The sequence below is a fragment of the Glutamicibacter sp. MOO4 genome, from assembly GCF_056934395.1.
Map to the genome: position 1 here is coordinate 1533197 of NZ_CM167800.1, position 23893 is coordinate 1557089.

Below are 23893 nucleotides of genomic sequence, written 5' to 3' on the forward strand. Positions count from 1 at the left end.
TGGTGCCCCTAGCGTTGCGTGCTGATCGTCGGATCAGGCATGTCGGTGGCGATCTGGGGTTTTTCGTCGCGTTTGGACTTGGCCCAAACGAAGAATCCGATCAGCGTAAAAGCACCGTAGAACAGGTACATAAAGGCGCTGGCGTAGTAGCCGGCGGAGAACAGTAATGGCACACCTACGGCGTCCACAGCCACCCAAATCAGCCAGAATTCGACCCAACCCTTGGCCATGCCGTAGGTGGCGAGCATCGAACCAACAAAGGTCCAGGCATCGGCCCACACTGGTTCGTAGGATCCGAGGACCCGGAACAGTGGAGTGAGCGCGACGGTGCCCAGCAGCAAAATTGCTACCAGCGCCACGCGGGATTTATTGGATGCCCATTGTGGGGTGACGGCGTTACCGGTGCCATTTTTGGCCTGTTTCCAGCGGTACCAGCCGAATATCGACACAGCGATGAACATGATTTGGCGGCCGGCTTGTCCCCAGAGGTTGGCCGTGTAGCCGGTATCAAAGAGGCTGCCCAAAAAGACCGTGAGCAGTAGCAGGTTGCCGATAATGCCGATCGGCCAGGCCCAGACTTTACGGCGCATGCCGCCAACGGCGCTGGCCAGACCAAAGATATTGCCAACAACTTCGCGCACCAAAAGTGCCGAGGAGCCGATCGCAATTTGTGAGTTAAAAGCTTCTATGAGCCACCGCAGGAAATCCATCATTTCACCCTTCTCGAAGCGGCGGCTCCGGGGGTGTGCATTTGATGGGCCTGTGGCTCTGCTTTAGACAGATGCCCCTTGACGGGTCATCAGCAGTACCAATAGGCAAATCAAATTCGTGCTTCTCCCATCCAGACTTTAACTGTCGGTACCGGAATTTCACCAGTTCAACCGCTTCCTTGGCTTGTGGCCTTGGACGCGGGTCGCGGACTATCACCGCCGGTTCGGACTTACACCGACCCCGGAGCACGTATTCGTGTTTACTACAAGTTATTGTGGCACATTTGCGCCGGCTCAGTGTCCACCGAGTGCAAGGTTGCGTAATACGTCGATCTCGGCCGATGGCTCAGGCGCTGAGTAGACCGCGGATCCGGCGACAAATACGTCGGCTCCAGCTTCAGCTGCGCGCAAAATCGTATCGCGCGAAATGCCGCCATCCACCTGAAGTGCGATGGGCCTTCCGGTGCCTTCGATCGCCGCACGAGTGCGCTTAATCTTAGGTAGTACCAAGTCAAGGAACTTTTGGCCGCCAAAGCCGGGCTCGACGGTCATCAGTAGAACCATGTCCAATTCCCCGAGCATGTCCAGGTAGGGCTCGATCGGCGTCGCTGGGCGCAACGCCATCGAGGCCTTGGAACCAGCGGCATGCAGCTCACGGGCCAACCGGATCGGAGCGGCGGAAGCTTCAGCGTGGAATGTGACAGAATCCACCCCGAGCTGCGCATATTCTGGCGCCCAACGATCGGCATTTTCAATCATCAGGTGCACATCGATGGGCAGCTTGGCTACCGAGTGCAGGGCCTGGACTACCGGCAAGCCGAGCGTGAGGTTAGGGACAAAGTGGTTGTCCATCACGTCCACGTGCACCCCGTCGGCGGTGTGGATCCGCTCTAATTCGCTGGCGAGGTTGGCAAAATCGGCGGACAGGATCGAAGGATTTATCCGTGGGTGACCCATAGGTGCTCCTTGTGACTCGGGTGAACTAGGACTTTTTGGTGATGATGGCCATGAACATGGCGTCGGTGCCGTGAATATGTGGCCACAACTGCACCGTGGTTCCATCCCCCAGGGCATGGGACGCGTCGGCATCCTGAGGGTACATCACCTTGGACACGGCCGATCCGGTATCTAGCAGGGCAGCATTCTCGTGGCGCTTGAGGAAGTCCTCAACCACCAAGCGGGTTTCAGCCTGATGTGGCGAGCAGGTAACAAAACCGACGACGCCACCAACGCGCACCGCGTTAAACGCCGCGTCCAGCAGTTCGCCCTGCAGCGCGGTCAGCTCAGGAATATCGCGAGGTGCCTTGCGCCAGCGAGATTCGGGACGACGACGCAGTGCACCGAGGCCTGAGCAGGGGGCATCAACCATGATTCGGTCGTAGTCCCCGGTGTAATCCGCCCCGCCGAAGGTGCGTCCGTCTTCTTCGGTCAGCATCCAGTAATCGTGCGGTACGGCATCCAACGAGTTGGCGACCAACCGTGCACGGTGAGTGGTTGGCTCGTTGGCGGTCAGTCGAGCATCACGCTGGACGGCAAGAGCGCCTAGCAGTGCGGCCTTACCGCCGGGGCCGGCGCACAAGTCCAACCAGTAGCGATCCTCGCCAGCTTCGGGCAATTCGATCCCGGCCAAGGCGCGGGCCATGACCTGGCTGCCCGCATCCTGAACGCGGACCGTGCCCTCTTTAACGCCGGGAACTCGTGCCACATCACCGTGCTTGTAGGTGGCAGAATCGGCGAGCAGGGTGCCCGGTTCAGCGCCAGCTTCAAGAGCAGCTTCAAGATCGCCAAGACCTGGCAAGGCCACCAGATTCACCAACGGTGCCAGGTTATCGGCCTGCAGCAACGCTTCGAGCTCGCCAGCATCTCGGCCGTGAGCGATCAACGCACCACGCAAGGCGCGGACGATCCAGTCCGGATGTGAGTGCTCGATGGAAAGTCGCTGCGAATCCGAGCTTGCATCCTTGGTCAGCTGCTGGATCCATGCGTCGGCTTCTTGGGCTGAGACACGGCGTAGCACCGCGTTGATTAGCCCGGATGGACCGGCACCAATCTGTGCACGGGCCAAGGAAACGGTCTCATCAAGGGCGGCATGTTTTGGCACGCGCATCGCCAAAAGCTGGTGTGCACCGACTCGAAGCGCATCTAGGATGGCCGGATCGAGCTCACTGAGCGGGCGGTCCACCAAGGTAGCCAAGATCGCGTCGTAGAAGCCCTGGCCACGTAATGCGCCGTAGGCCAGTTCGGTGGCAAAACCTGCGTCGCGGCGGTCCAGCTGATACTCACGAATCAGCTTTGGCAGCACCAAGTTGGCGTAAGCATCGGCGCCGGAAACTTCGCGCAAGACCTTGAAGGCTACCAGTCGAGCAGGGTTGGCCTGACGTTTGCGCTGGCCTGGAGCCGACGCTGAGAACTGACGCGGCCCGGAACCGCCACGGTTTCGGGTGCGTCCCTGCTCATTGCGACGTGCTTCGTTGTCGCGGTATCCCCCGCGTTGTTCTTGCCCGCTCATGCGAAGCTCACTTTCGTTCCCTGGGTGAGCACGCCACGTGCCCAGTCGGAGGCGTTCATCATTTTTTTGCCCGGAGGCTGAATTTGGGTGGGCTCAAGAGCCCAAGTTGCGGTGCCGATATACACCTTTGGCTGTTTGCCCGCCTCGATGCGTACTTCGCCGGGCGCCAAATCGGTCAGGTCGCGATGCTCGCGCAGTGGGCCGAACTTATAGCGTTTGTCTTCAACCTGAACCCAGGCTCCTGGGAACGGCGTGGTTCCGTGCGCGCGGCGACGGATTTCGGTGGCTGGACGAGTGAAGTCCAGCTGCGCGTCAACGTCGGTAATCTTCGGCGCATAGGTGTGCGAGCCGGACTGCGCGACAGCCAGCGCCTGCCCGGAATCCAAGGCCTGCAGGGTCTGAACCAGCAAGGTGGAGCCGGACTGGCTGAGCCGCTCGAGCATGATGCCGGCAGTGTCTAATTCGTGGATCTGCTCGGTTACTTGGCCAAAGACCGGACCGGTATCCAGCCCGGTTTCAAGCTGGAAGGTCACTGCGCCGGTGATGTCATCGCCGTGGATGATCGAGTGTTGTACCGGGGCCGCGCCACGCCATGCAGGCAGCAACGAGAAGTGAAGGTTGATCCACCCGTGCGTTGGTACGTTGAGGGCAGCCTCTGGGACCAGGCCACCATAAGCAACAATGGCTGCAGCATCGATGTTTAGCTCGCGTAGTGTGGCGGTGGTTTCCTCGGTAATTTTTGCTGCCTTGATGATCGGTATTTCAAGTTCAGCAGCACGCGCTGCCACCGCAGAAGGGGTCAGCACACGCTTACGCCCCAAAGGTGCGTCTGGGCGGGTTAATACCGCGGCGATCTCAAAACCTGCTTCGTGCAGGTAATTAAGCGAAGTAACCGCCACTTGCGGCGTACCGGCAAAAAGGATTCGCATGCTCTAGTTCCCCAACCCTGCGCCGAAGCTGGACCCCAAGGCACCAGCGCGTTTTTGCACGGTAGCGTTGGCGGTTTGTGAGTAGTTGGCTGCGCGCAGGGTGCGGTAGGCCGCCTTCTTTTCCTCTGGTGCTAGACGGTCCAAGAAAAGGATCCCGTCTAGGTGGTCCGTTTCGTGTTGGAAGCAACGGGCTAGCATGTCGGCGCCTTCAAGCTGCACCGGATTGCCGAACTTATCAAAACCACTAGCTTTTACGTACCGACGACGAGGCACCGGTGCGGCAACACCTGGGATGGACAGGCAACCTTCAACTTGATCGTCCTGAAAATCATCGCTTAGTTCCAGCACTGGGTTGACGATGTGGCCACGTTCTTCGCCAATTTGGTAGGTGAATACTCGCAGAGAAACGCCCACTTGTGGCGCGGCGAGGCCAGCACCATGGACGTCTTCCATCGTCTGATCCATGTCTTCGACGAGCTTCTGGAGCTCCGGGCCAAAGTCGGTCACCTCCTGCGCTTGCGTGCGTAGAACGGGGTCTCCGATGATCCGAATTCCCAAAATCGCCATTATCCGCTGGTACCTTCCCTGCCGTTGACATTGGTATTAGCTTTCGTTTTCACGAATGCTAACCGTTCCAGTCTACGCGGTCACGACCGGGCATTATTGAGTTGGCGGCGTGATTTCGGCCAGCGTAGCGCGAGACTGGGAAATCTTGTACGACGCTTCCCAATTCCGCTTCAACGCGTAGAACTTCGCCCAATAGTCAGGAAGCGCCGGTGCAGGCGCCATAAATGTCCTGGTGCCGGCGTCTCCCAATGCCACGGCGAGTAGCATTGCGTCGGTGCCGTACTCCCACGGCTTCCACTGCCCTTGCTCGGCGTCCACGATTTGTTCTTCAGCCTTGCAGGCCGCGGCTAGTTGCATGATGGCCTTGTCATCGGGACGCTTGACGATCCCGTCACGATCCGAGGTTTTAGTTTTGTAATCCACAATGCACACCCGACCGCCGATCTTTGCGACCAGGTCGATAGTTCCCGCGTAGCCAACACTTTCGTTCCAAATGGTGATCTCTGCAGCGAGCGGCTCAACGTTGTAATCAGCCCACCACTTTTCAAAGTGCTGCAAGTACCCAAGCTCATTGTTCTGCTCCAGCGCAGCCTTGGCCGCGTCCACATCGTGCTCCATACCCAAGGCTCGAAGTGCAAAGGCTTCCGCGTAGTTATGTACTCGATCCCCGCGAGCGGCGGCTTGGTCACGATAGCTCTCGGAAGCGCTGGCGGCAGCGCGGATTAACGAGCGCATTTGTCGCTGGTCCCCCAAGGCCTGCCCCAAACGCTGATCCTCAGAAAGGGCTTTCGCCGCCATGTACCCAGCCCATCCAGTTAGGTCCATGGCATCTGTGCCGATGACTGTGGTGATGGATGGGACAATCCCCGGTCCGCCGACTTGGCGACTGTACATGCGACCGGAGTCCGTCTGAATAGCTAATTTTGGAGAGGTCATGCACACGATCATGGCACGCAGCTACCCCGCTTCGCTCCTAGTCGTGACGGAAATATGAATTTCCCCCGTAGATCCGCGGTCTTTAAGCCCTGTGAACCAGATCTCAGCGTTTCGATTTGGATGGATGCGAATTCTCGTATAGAGTTTTTACTCGTTGGAAAGAACGGAAACGTTCAGAAAACAACACATTTTGCGGACATAGCTCAGCTGGTAGAGCGCAACCTTGCCAAGGTTGAGGTCGCGAGTTCGAACCTCGTTGTCCGCTCGCAAAAAGATTCACCGACTAGGTAAAACTAGTCACTCTGGTTTCGACCAGTATGGTGGGGTGGCCGAGAGGCGAGGCAGCGGCCTGCAAAGCCGTTTACGCGGGTTCGAATCCCGTCCCCACCTCGCAATGAAGATTGCAGATCTTTTTTGCGCGATTGGCGCAGCGGTAGCGCGCTTCCCTGACACGGAAGAGGTCACTGGTTCGATCCCAGTATCGCGCACGGAATTATGGTTCACCAGACCATGAATCCAGTTATAAATAAATATATGCGGTCATAGCTCAGCTGGTAGAGCGCAACCTTGCCAAGGTTGAGGTCGCGAGTTCGAACCTCGTTGACCGCTCAGTGAATTCATTATTTTTTGAATTTTGTCGAGATTCATTCGTGAATCTTCGGCGCGATTGGCGCAGCGGTAGCGCGCTTCCCTGACACGGAAGAGGTCACTGGTTCGATCCCAGTATCGCGCACTGAACATCGTTGTGATGTTCATGCGGTCATAGCTCAGCTGGTAGAGCGCAACCTTGCCAAGGTTGAGGTCGCGAGTTCGAACCTCGTTGACCGCTCCATAACTTCATATAAATCCTGCGGTCATAGCTCAGCTGGTAGAGCGCAACCTTGCCAAGGTTGAGGTCGCGAGTTCGAACCTCGTTGACCGCTCCAATAAAAAATGGGAATCACTCCAAGTGGTTCCCATTTTTGCTTTAAGTTTTGTGACTCGACACGCCCGAGTTTCGCTTAGCTCTTCCATGTTTAGGTTTTTCGATTTAGGGTGGAGAACAATTGTGGAGCTAAAGGGTTCCCACAAACGAATGGAGGTGCAGCATGGCAGGATTTGATGATCTGCGTGGCAAGGCAGAGGAATTCGCGCAGGAGAACCCAGATCAGGTCTCGCAGGGTATCGATCAGGTCGGCGATTTCATCGACGACAAGACCGGTGGCAAGTTCGCTGACCAGGTAGACGGCATCCAGGGTGGTGCTAACGACTACGTCAACGGACTCGGCGGAGGCGCTGAGGGTGGCGAAGGCGAGAACAACGAAGGCTAATTGCTTCGTTTACTCCCCTCGGCCTTGCCCGAGCATCCAGAAAAGGTACCGACTAAGGTCGGTACCTTTTCTGTTTATCTTCACAAACGGAAGTGATTATCCCCAAGCCGGCTGTACCTGTAAAAATGAGTTATGGTTCCACGCACGTCCTCTGAAGATCACCTCAGTCAATCAATCATTGCCGGGTTGATAACAACCATGGTGGGTTTTGTCGCTTCCTTCGCAGTGGTACTCGCAGGATTGTTTCAGGTAGGGGCCACACCATCTCAAGCAGCCTCCGGATTGCTGGCGTTGTCGGTCTGCGTGGGGCTGTGCACGATCGCCCTGTCATGGCGCCACCGGATGCCGATCAGCATTGCCTGGTCCACACCGGGAGCGGCGATGCTTGCCTCACTGGCACCAGGCGCATTCAGTTTTGAACAGGCCATCGGCGCGTTCATCGTCAGCGGTGTACTGATTATTCTCACCGGTCTGCTCCCCGGGCTGCACAAGTTGCTGACCAAAATCCCGGTTCCGCTGGCTCAAGGCATGCTGGCCGGAGTCTTAGTTCCGCTGTGCATCAAACCGTTCACGGCGTTGGGAACTATTACCGTACCTGCGCTGGGAATCCTTTTGGTGTTCCTGATCGGGCTGCGTTTGCTACCAAAATTTGCGGTGGCGTTGAGTATGCTCGCAGCGGTGTGCTTCGGAATCTTCCACATTTGGCGCAACGGGTCGTGGGATCAACTTCAGGTGCTGCCGCAACTGCACTTTGTAACTCCCGAATTCACCTGGCAAGCGATCGCGAGCATTAGTGTGCCGCTGCTTATCGTGACCATGGCCTCGCAGAACATCCCGGGCGTCGCGGTGCTCAATTCCTTCGGATACCAGCTTCCATGGCGGCCCTCAATGCTGTTCACCGGTGTCGGCTCGGCACTCGGTGCATTCTTCGGCGGTCATGCCATCAACCTAGCGGCCATCACTGCGGCATTGGCAGCAGGAGAACAAGCCGGGGCCAATCCGAAGTTACGCTGGCGAGCGGCCTTCAGCTCAGGTGGTTTTTACCTCATCTTCGGTGCACTGAGCGCGTTGATCGTCTCGCTGGCCAATACCTCCCCTGAAGGACTGTTCCAAGCCGCCGCAGGGCTGGCACTACTCGCCACGCTCACCAGCGCTCTGCTCGGATCAATGAGCGATCCCACGTGGCGACTAAGCGCCCTGGTGACCGTGTTGGTCGCAGCCGGGAACTTGACCTTATTCGGAATCGGCGGTGCCTTCTGGGCACTGGTGGCCGGGCTGTTAACGCACTTCATCGCCGAGCGCAGTGCTCGGCGATGAAGAAAAGTTACGTGGCTCTAGGCGCTAGCTGACCTCTTCGCCGGCCTGACCTTCACGGGCTAGGGCAGTCAAACGTGACACCGCGCGGTAGTACTTCTTCTGGTAACCGCCAGACATCATCTCTGCGGTGAACAGTTCGCTAAACGGCTTGCCCGAAGCAACGATAGGAACATCCTTGTCGTACAGGCGGTCGGCAAGAACAACGAAGCGCAGGGCGATGGCCTGATCGGTAATGGTACCTACGTTGTGCAGAACCAGAACATCGGTTTCGGCCAGCAGCTGGCGGTAACGCGAAGGGTGAACCTGCGAGAGGTGGGCGACCAGATCGTCGAAATTATCAACGGCCAAGGTTTTCTCCGCATAGCGTTGCGTTGCGAAAGCCTCGATCTGATCATCGTCCAGTGGTACTGGCGCATCAGGCAAACCACGGTGGCGGAAGTCTTCGCCGTCAACGCGATGAACGTCGAACTGCTCGGAGAGGGTCTTGATTTCGCGCTGGAAATCCACCGCGGCAAATCGGCCGTCGCCCAAGGCGCCAGGAAGCGTATTGGAGGTCGCGGCCAGCTTCACGCCAGCGTCAGAGAGTTCGCGCATCAGGCGAGACATCAACACGGTGTCCCCCGGATCGTCCAATTCAAACTCGTCAATGCACACCAGCGAGTACTGGCTGAGTACTTCAACGGTCTGGCGGAAGGACAAAGCGCCAACGAGGTTGGTGTACTCCACGAAGGTTCCGAAGGCCTTGCGACCTGGGGCGGCGTGCCACAGCGAAGCAAGCAGGTGGGTCTTGCCCACGCCGAAACCACCATCAAGGTAGATACCGTTTTTGGTTTCCTTCTTCTTCCCGAACAATTTGGAGAAGAATGATCCCGAACCGTTTTTGCCGACGGTTTCCGCAAAAGCCTTGAGCTTATTAACTGCCTCGGCTTGCGAGGGCTGGGTCGGGTCTGGACGGTAGGTATCGAAGGACACTTCACCAAAGCGGTAGGACGGGTGGAAGCCGGCCAACAAGTCTTCGATTGAAACGTTGGGCTTGGTCTCGCTCAGGTGGGTGATCGTCGCCATTGGCTGTGAGAGTCCTTCAGTTGATTACTCAATAATTCGCAGCCTGCCATGGCAAGCCCAACGGTCAGTTTACCTTGAATGCTCGTGATGATTGCCTAAAATGTCGAAGCCCACACTGTGATCATCCGCGTTCGGGACTAGGGTAGAAGTAAAGCCCAAAGCCTGCTGTACCCAGCGGGCTAAATCATTAGAACTACAAGGATCGTGATTGTTAGTGTCGCTGCCTGTTGAGTCCAACCCGAAGTACGCCGCGTACGCCCACCCAGAGCGGTTGGTATCCACCGCGTGGGTCGCCGAGAATCTGGGATCGCAGAACCTCGTTGTGCTCGAATCCGATGAGGACATCTTGCTCTACTCCACCGGGCACGTGCCTGGCGCGTTGAAGATCGATTGGCACACCGAGCTGAACGATGAGGTCACCCGCGACTACGTCGACGGTGAAGGGTTTGCGAAGTTGATGGCCGCCAAGGGCATCACCCGCGAGAGCACCGTGGTGATCTACGGGGACAAGTCCAACTGGTGGGCAGCCTACGCATTGTGGGTTTTCACCCTCTTTGGCCATGAAGATGTGCGTTTGATGGACGGCGGGCGTGATAAATGGATCGCCGAAGGTCGTGAACTGAGCACCGACAAGCCAGCGGTGACAGCCACCCAGTACCCAGTGATCGAACGCGAAGATGAGAAAATCCGCGCCTTCCTGCCTCAGGTACTTAATCACTTGGGCAACCCGCTGATCGACGTCCGTTCGGCCGAGGAATACACCGGCGAACGCACCCACATGCCTAATTACCCTGAGGAAGGCGCCCTGCGCGGTGGGCACATTCCTAGCGCAGCGTCGGTGCCTTGGGCCAAGGCCGCTGCCGAGGACGGCACTTTCCGTTCCCGTGAAGAGCTTGAAGCCATTTACCTTGAGGGCGCCGGGTTGCAGCCGGGCGACGATGTGGTGGCCTATTGCCGCATCGGTGAACGCTCCAGCCACACCTGGTTTGTGCTTAAGCACCTGCTCGGCTTCGAAAGTGTGCGTAACTACGACGGTTCCTGGACCGAGTGGGGCAATGCAGTTGGCGTGCCGATCGTGCGTGGCGAAGCTAAGGGCGAGGTTCCTGCCAAGCGTGGAGTTCGCGCATGAGCCAGCTGCCTTCCGAACTGCAAGAGATCGTCGAAGAGTTCACTGAGGTTCCTGAAGCGGACCGCCTAGAGTTGCTACTTGATTACTCGCGAGATTTGCCCGAGCTTCCGCCGCGCCTAGCGGAGCACCCGGAACTTTTTGAGCAGGTCGTCGAATGCCAGTCACCACTGTTTTTGGTGGTTGAAGTGGCTGCCGGAGGCAACCGAGAGGTTAACCTGTTCTTCTCCGCTCCCCCAGAGGCACCAACCACCCGTGGTTTTGCTTCGGTGCTTGCTACTGGCCTCGATGGTGCAGATGCAGCATCGATCCTGGCCGTCCCCGATGATATGCCACAGCAGTTGGGTCTGACTCGCGCGCTTTCGCCATTGCGCATGCGCGGCATGACCGCGATGCTGGGCCGTATCAAGCGTCAGATCACCGAGCAGCTGGAAGCCTAGGCAGCGCTATCCCTGCGCAACGCAGTAATTTTTGAACCGAAGGAAAACTGAGAAGTGGGCAAGAAGAAGCAGTCCGCGTCCACCCCGGCAACCGCCGCGTTGGATGCTGCTGGCATTAGCTATGTTGCGCATAGTTATACACACAGCGATTCAGCCGAAAGTTACGGTGGTGAAGCGGCAGCACAACTGGGTGTGAACGGTGAACGGGTTTTTAAGACCCTGATGGTTTCCACCGGTTCCAACGCTAGCGAGGATCTAGCAGTGGCCGTGGTTCCGGTCGCGGCCATGTTGGACCTCAAAGCGGTGGGACTAGCCCTAGGAAAAAAGAAAGCCCAAATGGCTGACAAGGCTGCGGCCCAACGCCGAAGCGGTTACGTCTTAGGCGGGATTTCTCCCTTCGGACAACGCCAACTTTCGGCCACGGTGATCGATAGCAGTGCACAGCAATTTGAGACGGTGTTCATCTCCGGCGGTCGACGTGGTTTCAGCCTAGAGATCGCTCCCCATGATGCTGCCAAGGCCACTTCTGCAATCTGGGCACCGATAGCCACCGGCTGATTTTCGAGGTATACAAAGGACCCAGCCTGCACTTCGTTTATTGAACGAAGCGCAGACCGGGTCCTTTGTTTTGCCTGGAGTTGTTTTGCCTAGAGTGTGGCGCGGGCGGCGATGCGCTTGGTCAGGAAGTTGGTGACTGCTTGCTCAAAACCCTGGGGATCAACATTGGGCTCGCGGGTATGTCCGGCCTTGGTGAAGGTGCGCAGCGTGACTAAATCGGGACGAAGAGCCGCTAGTTTCAGGCTTGGTCCGTTCGGAACAAATTCGTCATCACGGCTGTGCATGATCAACGTCGGGTGCTTCAACTCGCTAGCCCTATCGACCCAGTTCAGGCGTTTGAGGTTGACCGGCGCTGCCTGTCCGGTAACCCAGCGCCCAGCCTTGTTGGACAGCAGCCACTGGCCAAATCGACCGACCGATTGAGGTATGCGGTTGCTGCGGGCCTGGTGGGACAGGACGTCAACCCAGTTAATGACCGGCCCAACGAGCATCAACGAATCAATCTCGGACGCCAGTTCGCTTCGATCGGCGGTTTGCAGGCTGATGGCTCCACCCATGGACCAACCGAGCAGGATGATCTGTTGAGCGCCGTGCTCCTTGGCAAAACGCACCGCCGATTGCACATCGTGCCATTCAGTATCGCCCAATCCGTAGCGGCCATCAGCAGCACTCGGAGCGAGGCCGTCATTGCGGTAGCTCATGAGCAAGGTGGTTACGCCCATGGCAGTCAGAGCTGGCAATGCCCTGATCGATTCATTGCGTCTAGCGCCTCGGCCATGCACGCCGATAACCCACACGTTTTTATTCTCGGTGCCTTCAACTAGCCATGCAGGCCCGTCGCCACCTTCCAACGGCACCACGACGTCTTCGGCGACATAGCCGAGATCTGCAGGGTGCTCGTACACAGCTCCGGAGAGATAGCCGCGTCGCACCCCTTCGAGGCTGCCGCGGTAGACGCGTTCAATTTTGCGCGCGACGATTTTCGGTTTGCCCGGAACCTCTTCGGGCGCTGAAAGCCGAATGGAGCACGCATCAAATTCGGTCAGGAAAATGCAGGGGCCTGGCTGGTTGGTTTCTGCATCCTTGGCAAAATGAACCCAGAGTTTTCCCTCATGATCGGTGACAACTTCACGGATCATACTGTTGCCGGTACGCCGTTCCTCGGGTGTAACCACCCGTCGAGCGAAATAACCGGCGAGCGCCGAAACGCTGGCGGCAACTAGTGAACCGGCGCCCACACCCAATGAGATGCCGAGCAGGGTCGCTGGGATGGTTTTGCGTGGTTCCAAGGTATCTACGATATTCCGAGCCATACTTTTATCTTTCCATGATGTGCCGTGGGAATCATCTGTTGGTGCTGTACGTTTCTATGAGTATGAGCAATGAACCTGTTAACCATGATGACCAAATAGCCGACGACGCAACGGAACGAACAGAAGTGCAGTGGCAAGAGATTCTCTCGCCGGACGAATTCCGGGTGCTGCGCCAGGCCGGCACGGAGCGGCCCTTCACGGGCGAATATTGGGACACCACCACCGAGGGAGTATACGCTTGCCGAGCTTGCGGCGCTGAGCTGTTCGCTAGTGCCACGAAGTTTGATGCCTCATGTGGTTGGCCTTCGTTCTACGCCCCACTGGCCGAAGACCGCGTTCGGTACATCACCGATGAATCGATGGGTATGAAGCGCGTTGAAGTTCGTTGCGCCAAGTGCGATTCGCATATGGGCCACGTCTTTGAAGGTGAGGGGTTTAATACTCCTACCGATCTGCGCTTTTGCATGAACTCATTGAGCTTGACGTTGCGTAACGCTTAGGGGTTATTCTTCTGATCGTAGCGCGGTCCGCGTCACAGTAAGAATAAGACTTACTTATTCACCAATCACTCAGCACCAACTTTTCTATTGTTTGGGCGTAGCGTTCATGTCAAGCACATGAGCGCTACCCAAACATGAAAAGAAGAAGGTGTATTGAAATGACTCAGATTTCTGCCAAGCCAATGCCGGCCAGCGATGCGCAGGTTCTGCAGATTGCAAACAGCGAAGCATGGCTGACCCTAAAATCAGCCGCCACAGAATTCCAAGGTTTGCAGGCGAAAGATGGGTCTCTATCCGACGAGGCAGTGCTTCCTCGCGCCACCGAACTGGTCGATTCGATCATCGCCTCGGTTCATGCGCTCAAGGTCCACTTCGAGCATGACAACGAATACCTTGAACAGCTGGTCGCTGACCTCGAAAAGTGGAGAGAGAGCGGTTTTGATGTTCCGGACTTCTTGGACTCGCTGGTGCAGTTCCAACCGCAAACCCAGCGGATCGACGGTCTGATCCACCTAGTACTCTTCCCGATGTACACGCAGAACGGTTCCACCAACCGCCACTTGGAAGCGGTACTCGTTCAGGTCATGTGGCCCGAGTTCATCGCAGAGCTCGAAAGCACCAGCTACACCAACGCACTCTTTGTTCCCCTACGTTTTGTTGACTTCACCGAGGGTTACAACACCAATTCCGCTGTGCTCTTCCCGGAATCCGTAGCCATTCGCGAAACACCGTCATTTACTTGGGGCGCAATTTTCCAAGACCGTGAGGCCGCACGCTTCCGCAAGGTTCTGCAAGAAGCTGCAACCATCACCAATTTGCAGTTGCCGGATGATGCAGCTGAGCTACTGTCGGACCAGCATCTGACTGAAGAAACCTTCATCATGTGGGATCTAATCCACGATCGCACTCACATGCGTGGCGATCTTCCTTTTGATCCCTTCATGATCAAGCAGCGCATGCCGTTCTTCCTGTACTCCCTTGAAGAGTTGCGTTGTGATCTCACCGCATTCCGTGAGTCCATGAAGATTAACAACGATCCCAACACCGATCCCAAGACTGCCAAGATGGCTAAGCTGGTTCAATACGCAGTGATCTTTGACCGGATCTTCCGCTTTGCCATCACCGGATCGCGCGTTCGTAACTACGACGGTTTGGGTGGCCAGCTGCTCTTCGCGTGGATGCACCAGCACCACGTTCTACACTGGACCGATACCAAACTACGTATCGACTGGGACCAGGTTCCAGAAGTCGTCGCTGCGCTCGGAGATGCAATTGACGAACTGTACTGGAAGTCCATCGACCGCCCGAAGCTGGCCCATTGGCTAGCGGCGTACGAACTGGTTGCGAACACCGTGACTCCAAACCCTGCCTCACAGTGGGCCAAGGGACCACAGGCCCTGCCACTGACTGCTCCCCTTCGTGAAATCACGGACCAAGTAATGGATGATGAGTTCCCTTTGTCCATGTTCTACGAGGCGCTAAATAAGAAGATGGCCAGCGTCATCGAGTCGACCAAGGGCATGACCGGTGCATCGGAAATCTAGGACTCCTGCCTTAGGCTAGGAATTGTGAGCAAAGAAAGACTCTTCTTGAATCAAACACCACGTTTAGTGCTCATCGCTGGCGCCACGTCGGCTTCCGGGATCGCCTGCGCTCGCGCGCTCACGGAAGCCGGAGCGCAGGTGCTGGCGGTGGGTAGCAATCAGACTCGCCTCGATGTACGGCTGGCCTTCGCCAAAGCCCGCTACGAATGCGACCTCACTGATTTTGCGGCCGTCGAAGCATTGGCTCGACGCATCCATGAGGACCACGGTCCTATTGATTCGCTCATCCATTTAGTTGGGGGCTGGCGGGGCGGCAAGTCCATCGTCGGTCAGAGTGATGAAGACTGGGACTTCCTGCAACGCATGGTGCTGACAACACTGCGTAATACCACCCGCGCGTTTGTCCAGGATCTGCTGGACTCACCATCCGGGCGATTGGCGATCGTCAGTGCGCAGGCAGTCACTAACCCAACGCCGTCGAACGCCAACTATGGTGCAGTCAAGGCCGCCGCCGAACACTGGGTCAACGCGATCGCACGCCTGTTTAGCAAAAACGCGCCCAATGCTGCCGCGGTCAGTTGGGTGGTGAAGGCGCTGAGCGAAAAGTCGGCCGAAGATGCCCCGGCGGGACACACACCGGTGAGCTACCTGGCCCAAAGCGCCATAGATCTATTAGCCGATGATGCGGTGGCACACAACGGCACGCGCATGGTGCTGCCAAGCTCCTGATTACTGCCTGAATAAATACAGAACGCTGTTCTGAAGCTTCGCGGCCACCCGCACTTCATTCCTTTACTACAGTCCAAGGATCCATACATTATGACTTCACTTCACGACGCCAACATACGCGGCTTCGCATCCGATAACTACTCGGGAGTTCACCCTCGCATCCTTGAGGCGATCACCCGCGCCAACGGCGGACACCAAATCTCCTACGGCGAAGACCAATACACCGAGCAGCTAGGTAAGACGGCGCGCGAAATCTTTGGCGACGACGCAACAATCTTCCCCGTCTTTAACGGCACCGGAGCCAATGTCACAGCGCTTCAGTCGTTGTTGCCACGCTGGGGTGCAGTGATTTGCGCCAACACCGCGCATATCAACGTGGATGAGAACGGTGCCCCGGAACGAGTCGGCGGCTTTAAGCTGTTGCAGGTTCAAACGCCAGATGGCAAGCTCACCCCTGAACTGATTGATCAGGAAGCGTGGGGCTACGGCGACGAACACCGCGCACAGCCACTAGCCGTGTCCATCACCCAGGCCACAGAACTTGGCACCTTGTACACCCCGCAGGAAATTAAGGCCATCACCGATCACGCGCACAGGCTGGGAATGAAGGTGCACCTGGACGGTTCACGATTGTCCAATGCCGCGGCCGCGCTTGACGTCCCTTTGCGCGCACTGACCACCGATGCAGGGGTCGACATCGTGTCCCTCGGCGGAACCAAAAATGGCATCCTGCTCGGCGAAGGCATCCTGACCTTGCGCAAGGAGCTCGCCGAGGACATGAAATACCTGCGCAAGATGAACATGCAGCTGGGCAGCAAGATGCGTTTCATCTCTGCCCAGCTGATCGAGCTCTACGGAACCGGTTTGTGGAAGGAACTGGCCGGCCACGCAAATGCGATGGCTGCCAAGTTGGCTCAAGCGGTTGAACAGATCGACGGCGTGGAACTGGTTTACCCAACACAAGCCAACGGGGTCTTTGCCAAGCTTCCCACCGCTGTCAGCGATGAACTGCGCAAGCACTTCCGCTTCTACGATTGGGACCGCGCAGCTGGCGAAGTGCGTTGGATGTGCTCCTTCGACACCACCGAAGAAGACGTGGCAGCGTTCATCACCAAACTTCGTGAGCTCATGGGTTCCCACGTCCCTGCTTAGGCTGAGCGCGGATCGGCGTGCCGTACCCAACCCAAGGTACGGCACGTTTAGACTCAAATTGTGACCAACGATCGCCCTGCCTCAGCCATCCCGAGCGCCTTCGCCAAGGCCCTGGAAGAGCTGTCGCACGCCAAGGTACGCAAAGAACTGAAGTTCACCGAAATCCCGGCCCCCGGTCGGCTTGCACCGTTTGCCCTGGCGCTCAGCGGCGACGTGGTCGATACGGTTTCGCCCGATCACGGTCCCCACGGACAAGAGATCGGCCGCACCCCGTTCCTGCAGTCGCAGGAGCAACTAGCTACCGGACGATTCATCCTCTTATTTGATCCGGCCGGCCAAGAGTTATGGGATGGCCAGTTCCGCATCGTCACCTATGTGCGTGCACGCTTAGATCACGACATGGGGCAGGACGCGATGCTCGCGTCGGTCGCCTGGTCGTGGCTGGAAGATTCCCTGCGTGAGCGTGAAGCGTTCCACCATTTGGCCGGAGGGACTGCCACCCGGGTCATTTCAGAATCTTTTGGCAACCTGCGCGGGGAACAAGACCACATTGACATCGAACTGCGCGCTTCATGGTCGCCGGATTCAGAGGACCTCGGACCGCATTTGAGTGCGTGGGCCGACCTGGTATGCACCTTTGCCGGGCTACCACCGTTGCCCGAAGGTGTTGAGCAACTGCCACACCGTCGACTTAGTTAAGTCTCACAAGCACATTAGAGGCGGACGGTTAGATCTAGAATAGAAGTATCATGCCGAATTCTGACGCCACCGCTTCCGCATCCTCCCCCGCAGACTCACAGTCGCCTGAACCTCAGCTGATTCCGCTCACGCATCCGCGAGACGGTATTCCTGAGGTCATCAACACCCCTGCCGCCTTGCGGCGTGCCGTGCGTGAACTCAGTGCTGGCACCGGGGATTTGGCAGTGGACACGGAGCGAGCCAGTGGATTCCGCTATGGTCAACGAGCCTTCCTGCTTCAAATCCGTCGCGAGGGCGCTGGCACGTGGTTGATCGATCCCGAAGAGCTTGATGACCTGAGCGTCCTGCGTGACTTTGTGAACCAGCAGCCGTGGATCCTGCATGCTGCCACGCAGGACCTTCCTTGCCTTCACGAACTGGGCATGTCCCCGACCTCGTTGTTTGACACCGAACTGGCTGGCCGATTGGCAGGTTTCCCACGAGTTTCACTTGGCACTATGGTGGCCGAATTACTTGGCCTGCAATTGGCCAAAGAACACTCAGCCGTTGACTGGTCCACCCGCCCATTGCCTGAAGCATGGCTAAACTACGCGGCCTTGGATGTAGAAGTTCTTGAGCAGCTACGTCAGGAAATCAGCAAAATTCTTGAAGAGCAAGGCAAGATGGACTTCGCCATCCAAGAGTTTGAATACGAACGCAATCTGCCTGACCCACAGCGAGCCGAGGAACCGTGGCGCAAGCTGTCCGGGGTCCATAAGCTCAAGGGCCGACGCAACCTAGCTATCGCCCGCGAGCTATGGCTTTCCCGCGAGTCTCTGGCCCAAAGCCAGGACGTTGCCCCAGGCCGACTCTTGCCTGATCGAGCAATTATGGCAGCTGTGGAGCAGCGCGCTGCCAGCGTTCCCGCGTTGCTTCAAATCCCGGGTTTCCATACCCGCCACGCCAAACGAGATGCTCCACGCTGGATGGATGCCATTCAGCGCGGACGACTTACCAAGGACTTGCCTGAGCTGCGCGCCAGCAAGGCCGGGTTGCCTCATCCACGTTCGTGGGCTGAGAAGAATCCGGCGGCTTCGGCTCGACTCGAAGCGGCAAAGCTTGTGCTGGCAGAGGTCAGCGAACACTGGAACATTCCGGCGGAAAACTTGCTGACCCCTAAATATCTTCGGGAACTGTGCTGGAATCCACCGGTGTTGATCAGTGCCGAGGGCATTGATGAAAAACTCGCTGAATTGGGCGCTCGTCCGTGGCAGCGAGAGTTGCTCGTAGCTGGTTTTGCGCAGGCATTTGCCGAGGTATAAGCAAAGTGTGATGGGTTGCACTTGCACTTCAAGTTACTACTGAGTAACGTATGGTTTAGGTCACAGTGATGCTGGCCACTGCCCTATGCTGGGCAGCATGAACCAACCCCAAGGAGCCCGACGGTGAGTGCCAACGCTTCGACCGTGCCCAATAACGTGCACCCTTCGCTCAACGACCGCGATGTAGTCTTCATCGACGGTGTCCGAACCCCGTTCGGCAAGGCCGGCGAGAAGGGCATCTACCACGGTACCCGCGCCGATGATCTGGCGGTCAAGGCCGTTCGCGGACTACTCGAACGCAACCCAGAAGTGCCGACAGAAAAAATCGACGAAATTTCGATCGCCGCCACCACGCAGACCGGCGACCAGGGCCTGACTTTGGGCCGCACCGTGGGCCTTCTGGCCGGAATCCCAAAATCCGTTCCAGGCTTTGCCATTGATCGCATGTGCGCCGGCGCCATGACCGCGGTAACCGCGACTGCAGGTGGCATTGCTTTTGGCGCCTACGACATCGTTGTAGCTGGCGGCGTAGAACATATGGGCAACCACCCGATGGGTGCCGGAGCCGATCCAAACCCGCGTTTCCTTTCCGAAAAGATCGTGGATCCGCAGGCCCTGAACATGGGCAACACCGCGGAAAACCTGCATGACCGCTTCCCGGCGATCACCAAGGAACGCGCTGACCGCTACGCCGTGGCCTCCCAAAATAAGCTAGCCAAGGCATACGAAAACCAGCAGATCCAGCCCGATCTGATTCCCGTCGCTGCCAAGCGTCCAGGCGAGGGCTGGTCGGTCAAGACCGCCGATGAGCCACCACGTCCAGGGACCACCATGGAATCCTTGGCAGATCTTCGCACCCCATTCCGTGCCCACGGACGAGTCAGCGCCGGCAACGCCGCTGGCCTGAATGACGGTGCCACCGCAGCCCTGCTAAGCAGCGGACAGGCAGCGCGCGAGCTCGGACTGACGCCAAAAATGCGCATGGTCTCCTTCGCCTTCGCCGGCGTTGAACCAGATGTTATGGGCTACGGTCCAGTTCCTGCCACAGAAAAGGCTCTAGCCAAGGCAGGACTGAGCATCAAGGACATCGGCCTATTCGAAATTAATGAAGCTTTTGCTGTCCAGGTACTCTCCTTCCTCGACTTCTACGGAATCGAGCAGGATGACGATCGAGTAAACCGCTACGGCGGAGCAATCGCCGTCGGCCACCCACTGGCCTCCTCCGGCGTTCGCCTGATGACCCAGCTTGCCCGACAGTTCTCTGAAGACCACTCGGTACGGTACGGCATCACCACCATGTGCATCGGTCTGGGCATGGGTGGCACCGTCATTTGGGAAAACCCAAACCATGCAGACTTTGGCAGCAAGGCATAAGGAAGAGACAATGACTGCAAACACCAAAAACTTCGCGGCCGTCGCTGAAATGATGCACGACGAAACCGTCACTCACTCCTATGTCACGGACGTTGCTCTGCCCAGCGGCAAGACTCTCGCCCTACTGACCTTAGATAACGACCTTGACCACAAGAAGCCAACCACCCTGGGCCCCAACGGCCTGCTGGAACTTCGTGCGACCCTTGAGACTCAAGCTGCACGTGCCAAGGCCGGCGAAATCCACGCCTTGGCCATTACGGGAAAGCCCTACTTCCTCATCGCCGGTGCCGATTTGTCCGCGGTCACCCGACTGAGCGAACCAGATCAGGCCACGGCCATGGCAACTTTGGGTCACTACACCTATGAGCTACTTGCCGATTTGGGCGTTCCAACTTTCGCTTTCATCAACGGGCTAGCCCTCGGTGGCGGTCTAGAGATTGCACTGGCTTGCAACTACCGCACGGTGAGCACAGCAGCTGGCGCTTTGGGTCTTCCTGAAGGATTCCTCGGATTGATTCCAGGGTGGGCCGGCGTCTACCGCCTGCCACGTCTGGTCGGTCCCGAAAATGCCTTGAAGGTCATGATCGAGAATCCTCTGAACAACAACCGCACGCTCTCAGGCCCTGCGGCCTACAAGATGGGTGTGGCTGATGCGTTGTTCGAGCCAGCAGATTTCATCGAACACTCAACCGGGTTTGTTGATTCAGTACTCACTGGAACCACGCAGGTCCAGCGTCCCAACGCTGTGGATCCGAGCGACCCCGAGGTGGCCCGCCGCTGGTTGGAAGCCGCCGATCAGGCAGAAAAGTTTGTTGATGCCAAGCTTTCCGAGGCAGCACCGGCACCATACAAGGTGCTCGAAGTATTCCGAAAGGGTCTGACTCTTTCCCAGCCTGACTCCGCCAAGCTTGAAATTGAAGCTCTGACCGGTCTGATGCGTACACCTCAGTTCCAGAACACTGTTTACGCGTTCTTGGATCTAGTACAGAAGCGTGGCAAGCGACCAGCAGGCGCACCGGATGCCAAGCTTGCGCGCCCGGTGACCAAGGTGGGCGTTGTTGGTGCCGGCCTGATGGCAAGCCAGCTCGCGCTACTGTTCGTCCGTCGACTCAATGTACCGGTGGTCATCACCGACTTGGACCAGTCACGCGTAGACAAGGGTATTGCCTACATCCATGGTGAGATAGACAAGCTACACAGCAAAGGTCGCATGAGCCAAGATGGCGTCAATCGCTGCAAGGCACTGGTTTCAGGATCGGTAACCAAGGAAGCGTTTGCCGATGCTGACTTTGTTATTGAAGCCGTATTCGAAGAGCTCTCGGTTAAGAAGCAGGTCTTTGCCGAAGTTGAAGCCGTGGTCTCCCCCGACTGCGTCTTGGCCACCAATACGTCCTCACTATCCGTGACCGAGATGGGCCGCGATCTTAAGCACCCAGAGCGGCTAGTTGGTTTCCACTTCTTCAACCCGGTAGCACTGATGCCATTGCTGGAAATCGCAGCCACCGAATGGACCAACGAGACGTCGCTGTCCACGGCGTTTGTGGTCGGCAAGGCACTGAAGAAGACCACTGTGAAGACCCAAGATTCGGCGGCCTTTGTGGTCAACCGCGTATTGCTTCGACTGATGAGCGAAGTCCAGGCTGCCTTCGATGAAGGTACCGACGCACAGACTGCGGATTCTGCCTTGGCACCTATGGGTCTGCCAATGAGTCCGTTCACCCTGTTGGCCATGGTTGGCTTGCCAGTGGCTCAGCATGTGAACAAATCTTTGAACGCTGCTTTTGGAGACCGTTTCGCTGTCTCTGAAAACCTGCAGAAATTGATTGATGCAAAGATCACTGCACTGTGGGTGAAGAATGAGGATGGCTCGCAGGAACTGAACCCTCAGGCAGCACCATTGTTGAATCAGGGAGAGAAGCCCTCGACCAAGGAAGAGATTCTGCTTCGGGTGCAGGATGCTCTGGCAGAAGAGATCGGACTGTTGCTCAAAGAAAACGTTGTGGCCGAAGCGGCCGATGTTGATCTTTGCATGATCACCGGTGCCGGCTGGCCAATGCACCTCGGCGGAATCACTCCTTACCTTGACCAGGTTGGAGCCGCGGAACGAGTGAACGGCAAGAAGTTCAACAGCTAGAACTTAGCGAACATTGGGCCTCAATCCATTAGGGTTGGGGCCCAACGTCGTAGTGACAGCAATTAATTAATTTCCAATTCCTTAGCACCGTCACAGCGACTTCTGTCAGAATAAACCCATGACTGACTTCGCCTTACCAGCACGCCGCACCATCATGTGCGCTTCTGCAGCCCTTGGTTCCGCCGCATTGTTGACCGCTTGCGGTGACGGACATTCGGAAGCTGATACCCCTGAGGCCTCTGCCGCACCGAAGCCAACCGGTGAAGGGCAGAAAGTCATCAAGCTGTCCGATCTTGAAGTCGGTGCACGCACTTCCGTTCAGGCAAAACATCCCTCTGGCGCGGAAATACCAGTACTACTGTTCCGCCCAGATGAAAAGTCTGTACTGGCCTTCTCCAGCGTCTGCACACACCAAGGTTGTGTAGTCACCCCCGATTCAAGCAAAGATGATTTCTTCTGCGCTTGCCATGGCTCTCGGTTTAAGCCGGCTGATGGAACCGTTCTTGATGGTCCTGCCGTCGCCCCGTTGGCCAGGTACGCTACCGAAATCACCGACGGTCAGGTCGTTGTGTACGTAACTGAAAGCAAGTAAAAAAGCTTCAGCGCAAAAATTGAGAGGTTGCAACCCTTTAGGGTCGCAACCTCTCAGTTTAATTATTGGTCCGAGCTAGTGGTTCTTCAGACTAGAACAGGGCCACTTTGGTCGGCGCCGGGAAGATCTCATCAAGTTCCTTGCGCTCTTCTTCTGTCGGTACCCAGCGTACAGCTTGAGCATTCATCTGGATCTGCTCGGGACGAGTGGCGCCAGCAATCACAGAAGTGACTGGTTCCTGTGCGGCCAACCATGAGAAGGCAAGCTCGATTGGTGCCAGATCGCGCTGCTGGGCGAACTGGGCGAAGCGATCAAGCTGTTCAAAGTCGGAGGTCTCGACCAATTGCTGTCGAGCATGGGTGAGGCGGCTACCAGCAGGTGCATGGCCCTTTGAATATTTTCCGGTGAGCAGGCCGTTAGCCAATGGGAAGTACGGAAGCACGCCGAGGCCAAATTCGCGGGCGGCTGGCAGGACTTCCAACTCGGCGCGGCGATCAATCAAGTTGTAATGATTTTGCGCCGAGATGAATCGTTCGGTTCCCAATTCGCGAGCCACGTACTCTGCCTGGGCGATCTGCCATCCGGCACGATTTGAGTGGCCAATGTAGCGGACCTTGCCGCTGGTCACTAAGTCGTCCAGCGCACGGAGGGTTTCCTCGATCGGAGTGTTCGCATCAGGAGTGTGGAATTGGTACAGATCAATATGGTCAGTACCCAGACGCTTTAATGACGCTTCCACAGCCTTCATGATGTAGCGACGTGATCCGCGGGCGTTAAAATCTGGTCCGTTAGCTCCGGCAACATCCATGCCGAATTTAGTGGCCAACACGATATTTTCGCGGTTCTTGCCCAGCGCTTTACCCAGGCGTTGTTCGGAGAGCCCAGCAGTTTTGCCATAGTTGTCGGCAACATCGAAGAACGTGATTCCAGCGTCCAAGGCTGCATGAACCACGGCGTCGGTACCTTCTTGGCTCTGCGTGACGGTCCCCGAGCGTCCCAGATTGTTGCATCCCAAACCAACGACTGAAACGCTCAAACCACTGCGGCCTAGTTGACGGAATTCCATGTGCACCTCACTGTTTTTCATC

At 57.3% G+C, this 23893-nt stretch carries 23 protein-coding genes, 7 tRNA genes and 1 riboswitch; of the genes, 21 read left to right on the top strand and 9 right to left on the bottom strand.

Features of this window, described 5'->3' with window-relative positions:
• Nucleotides 1–8: 8 nt before the first annotated feature.
• The 6 genes from pnuC to AC1Z3F_RS07135 all read right to left on the bottom strand — a co-directional run bounded on the left by pnuC (nucleotide 9) and on the right by AC1Z3F_RS07135 (nucleotide 5651).
• Nucleotides 9–710, bottom strand: coding sequence for a nicotinamide riboside transporter PnuC (pnuC, locus tag AC1Z3F_RS07110; RefSeq protein WP_131089784.1), 702 nt, complete (start codon nucleotides 708–710; stop codon nucleotides 9–11).
• Between the two features lie 115 nt (nucleotides 711–825).
• Nucleotides 826–963, bottom strand: a riboswitch (FMN riboswitch).
• Nucleotides 964–1004: 41 nt separating this feature from the next.
• Nucleotides 1005–1667, bottom strand: coding sequence for a ribulose-phosphate 3-epimerase (gene rpe, locus AC1Z3F_RS07115; protein WP_262197494.1), 663 nt, complete (start codon nucleotides 1665–1667; stop codon nucleotides 1005–1007).
• A gap of 25 nt (nucleotides 1668–1692) precedes the next feature.
• Nucleotides 1693–3219, bottom strand: a complete 1527-nt coding sequence (locus tag AC1Z3F_RS07120) for an RsmB/NOP family class I SAM-dependent RNA methyltransferase (protein ID WP_131088478.1) — start codon at nucleotides 3217–3219, stop codon at nucleotides 1693–1695.
• Nucleotides 3216–4148: a methionyl-tRNA formyltransferase gene (fmt, locus tag AC1Z3F_RS07125; protein WP_262197492.1), complete on the bottom strand. Its 933-nt coding sequence runs from the start codon at nucleotides 4146–4148 to the stop codon at nucleotides 3216–3218. Before fmt ends, AC1Z3F_RS07120 begins: the two co-directional genes overlap by 4 nt.
• Nucleotides 4149–4151: 3 nt before the next feature.
• Complete coding sequence (gene def / locus AC1Z3F_RS07130; protein WP_131088480.1) at nucleotides 4152–4715, bottom strand: peptide deformylase; 564 nt, start codon at nucleotides 4713–4715, stop codon at nucleotides 4152–4154.
• A gap of 93 nt (nucleotides 4716–4808) precedes the next feature.
• Nucleotides 4809–5651, bottom strand: a complete 843-nt coding sequence (locus AC1Z3F_RS07135; protein WP_242632450.1) for a PD-(D/E)XK nuclease family protein — start codon at nucleotides 5649–5651, stop codon at nucleotides 4809–4811.
• 192 nt (nucleotides 5652–5843) lie between these two features.
• On the opposite strand from AC1Z3F_RS07135, the gene AC1Z3F_RS07140 reads away from it, so the two are divergent.
• The 9 genes from AC1Z3F_RS07140 to AC1Z3F_RS07180 all read left to right on the top strand — a co-directional run bounded on the left by AC1Z3F_RS07140 (nucleotide 5844) and on the right by AC1Z3F_RS07180 (nucleotide 8278).
• A tRNA-Gly gene (locus tag AC1Z3F_RS07140) sits at nucleotides 5844–5916 on the top strand.
• 54 nt (nucleotides 5917–5970) lie between these two features.
• Nucleotides 5971–6041: transfer RNA gene (locus AC1Z3F_RS07145), tRNA-Cys, on the top strand.
• A 26-nt stretch (nucleotides 6042–6067) separates the two neighbouring features.
• Nucleotides 6068–6139: transfer RNA gene (locus AC1Z3F_RS07150), tRNA-Val, on the top strand.
• A gap of 48 nt (nucleotides 6140–6187) precedes the next feature.
• Nucleotides 6188–6260 (top strand) — tRNA-Gly (locus AC1Z3F_RS07155).
• Between the two features lie 52 nt (nucleotides 6261–6312).
• Nucleotides 6313–6384: transfer RNA gene (locus AC1Z3F_RS07160), tRNA-Val, on the top strand.
• Nucleotides 6385–6407: 23 nt separating this feature from the next.
• Nucleotides 6408–6483: transfer RNA gene (locus AC1Z3F_RS07165), tRNA-Gly, on the top strand.
• Between the two features lie 18 nt (nucleotides 6484–6501).
• A tRNA-Gly gene (locus AC1Z3F_RS07170) sits at nucleotides 6502–6577 on the top strand.
• 162 nt (nucleotides 6578–6739) lie between these two features.
• A complete protein-coding gene (locus tag AC1Z3F_RS07175) occupies nucleotides 6740–6961 on the top strand; it encodes an antitoxin (RefSeq protein WP_131088481.1) in 222 nt (73 codons plus the stop codon).
• Nucleotides 6962–7093: 132 nt separating this feature from the next.
• Nucleotides 7094–8278, top strand: coding sequence for a benzoate/H(+) symporter BenE family transporter (locus AC1Z3F_RS07180; protein WP_483566862.1), 1185 nt, complete (start codon nucleotides 7094–7096; stop codon nucleotides 8276–8278).
• A 24-nt stretch (nucleotides 8279–8302) separates the two neighbouring features.
• Here the strand turns inward: AC1Z3F_RS07180 and zapE are convergent, their stop codons facing one another.
• Nucleotides 8303–9343 (bottom strand): cell division protein ZapE, encoded by a 1041-nt coding sequence (zapE, locus tag AC1Z3F_RS07185; protein WP_131088483.1) that lies wholly within the window; start codon nucleotides 9341–9343, stop codon nucleotides 8303–8305.
• Nucleotides 9344–9557: 214 nt separating this feature from the next.
• Here zapE and AC1Z3F_RS07190 point away from each other — a divergent pair, with 214 nt between their 5' ends.
• Genes AC1Z3F_RS07190 through ybaK form a run of 3 tightly spaced genes read left to right on the top strand, consistent with a single transcriptional unit; the run spans nucleotide 9558 to nucleotide 11467 of the window.
• Complete coding sequence (locus tag AC1Z3F_RS07190; RefSeq protein ID WP_131088484.1) at nucleotides 9558–10472, top strand: sulfurtransferase; 915 nt, start codon at nucleotides 9558–9560, stop codon at nucleotides 10470–10472.
• Nucleotides 10469–10909, top strand: coding sequence for a SufE family protein (locus AC1Z3F_RS07195; protein WP_131088485.1), 441 nt, complete (start codon nucleotides 10469–10471; stop codon nucleotides 10907–10909). Before AC1Z3F_RS07190 ends, AC1Z3F_RS07195 begins: the two co-directional genes overlap by 4 nt.
• A gap of 54 nt (nucleotides 10910–10963) precedes the next feature.
• Nucleotides 10964–11467 (top strand): Cys-tRNA(Pro) deacylase, encoded by a 504-nt coding sequence (ybaK, locus tag AC1Z3F_RS07200; protein ID WP_444613645.1) that lies wholly within the window; start codon nucleotides 10964–10966, stop codon nucleotides 11465–11467.
• An 89-nt stretch (nucleotides 11468–11556) separates the two neighbouring features.
• On the opposite strand, the gene AC1Z3F_RS07205 is transcribed toward ybaK, so the two are convergent.
• The gene (locus AC1Z3F_RS07205; protein ID WP_262197488.1) at nucleotides 11557–12780 is read right to left on the bottom strand and encodes an alpha/beta hydrolase family protein; all 1224 of its coding nucleotides are present in this window, start codon (nucleotides 12778–12780) and stop codon (nucleotides 11557–11559) included.
• A gap of 62 nt (nucleotides 12781–12842) precedes the next feature.
• On the opposite strand from AC1Z3F_RS07205, the gene msrB reads away from it, so the two are divergent.
• The 9 genes from msrB to AC1Z3F_RS07250 all read left to right on the top strand — a co-directional run bounded on the left by msrB (nucleotide 12843) and on the right by AC1Z3F_RS07250 (nucleotide 22805).
• Nucleotides 12843–13280 (top strand): peptide-methionine (R)-S-oxide reductase MsrB, encoded by a 438-nt coding sequence (msrB, locus tag AC1Z3F_RS07210; protein WP_131088488.1) that lies wholly within the window; start codon nucleotides 12843–12845, stop codon nucleotides 13278–13280.
• A 158-nt stretch (nucleotides 13281–13438) separates the two neighbouring features.
• On the top strand, nucleotides 13439–14824 hold the full coding sequence (locus AC1Z3F_RS07215) for a DUF6421 family protein (RefSeq protein ID WP_262197486.1): 1386 nt from the start codon (nucleotides 13439–13441) through the stop codon (nucleotides 14822–14824).
• Nucleotides 14825–14869: 45 nt separating this feature from the next.
• The gene (locus AC1Z3F_RS07220; protein WP_262197485.1) at nucleotides 14870–15553 is read left to right on the top strand and encodes an SDR family NAD(P)-dependent oxidoreductase; all 684 of its coding nucleotides are present in this window, start codon (nucleotides 14870–14872) and stop codon (nucleotides 15551–15553) included.
• Nucleotides 15554–15643: 90 nt separating this feature from the next.
• Nucleotides 15644–16705, top strand: coding sequence for a threonine aldolase family protein (locus tag AC1Z3F_RS07225; protein ID WP_262197483.1), 1062 nt, complete (start codon nucleotides 15644–15646; stop codon nucleotides 16703–16705).
• A gap of 60 nt (nucleotides 16706–16765) precedes the next feature.
• Complete coding sequence (locus AC1Z3F_RS07230) at nucleotides 16766–17404, top strand: DUF3000 domain-containing protein (protein ID WP_131088491.1); 639 nt, start codon at nucleotides 16766–16768, stop codon at nucleotides 17402–17404.
• Between the two features lie 50 nt (nucleotides 17405–17454).
• Nucleotides 17455–18705: an HRDC domain-containing protein gene (locus AC1Z3F_RS07235; protein WP_262197482.1), complete on the top strand. Its 1251-nt coding sequence runs from the start codon at nucleotides 17455–17457 to the stop codon at nucleotides 18703–18705.
• 123 nt (nucleotides 18706–18828) lie between these two features.
• Nucleotides 18829–20079 carry a thiolase family protein gene (locus tag AC1Z3F_RS07240; protein WP_483566863.1) on the top strand — a complete coding sequence of 417 codons (1251 nt, stop codon included), beginning with the start codon at nucleotides 18829–18831 and terminating at the stop codon, nucleotides 20077–20079.
• 10 nt (nucleotides 20080–20089) lie between these two features.
• The gene (locus AC1Z3F_RS07245; RefSeq protein ID WP_262197480.1) at nucleotides 20090–22213 is read left to right on the top strand and encodes a 3-hydroxyacyl-CoA dehydrogenase NAD-binding domain-containing protein; all 2124 of its coding nucleotides are present in this window, start codon (nucleotides 20090–20092) and stop codon (nucleotides 22211–22213) included.
• Between the two features lie 118 nt (nucleotides 22214–22331).
• The gene (locus AC1Z3F_RS07250; RefSeq protein ID WP_131088494.1) at nucleotides 22332–22805 is read left to right on the top strand and encodes a QcrA and Rieske domain-containing protein; all 474 of its coding nucleotides are present in this window, start codon (nucleotides 22332–22334) and stop codon (nucleotides 22803–22805) included.
• A 91-nt stretch (nucleotides 22806–22896) separates the two neighbouring features.
• Here the strand turns inward: AC1Z3F_RS07250 and AC1Z3F_RS07255 are convergent, their stop codons facing one another.
• The gene (locus AC1Z3F_RS07255) at nucleotides 22897–23871 is read right to left on the bottom strand and encodes an aldo/keto reductase (RefSeq protein ID WP_262199715.1); all 975 of its coding nucleotides are present in this window, start codon (nucleotides 23869–23871) and stop codon (nucleotides 22897–22899) included.
• Between the last annotated feature and the right edge of the window lie 22 nt (nucleotides 23872–23893).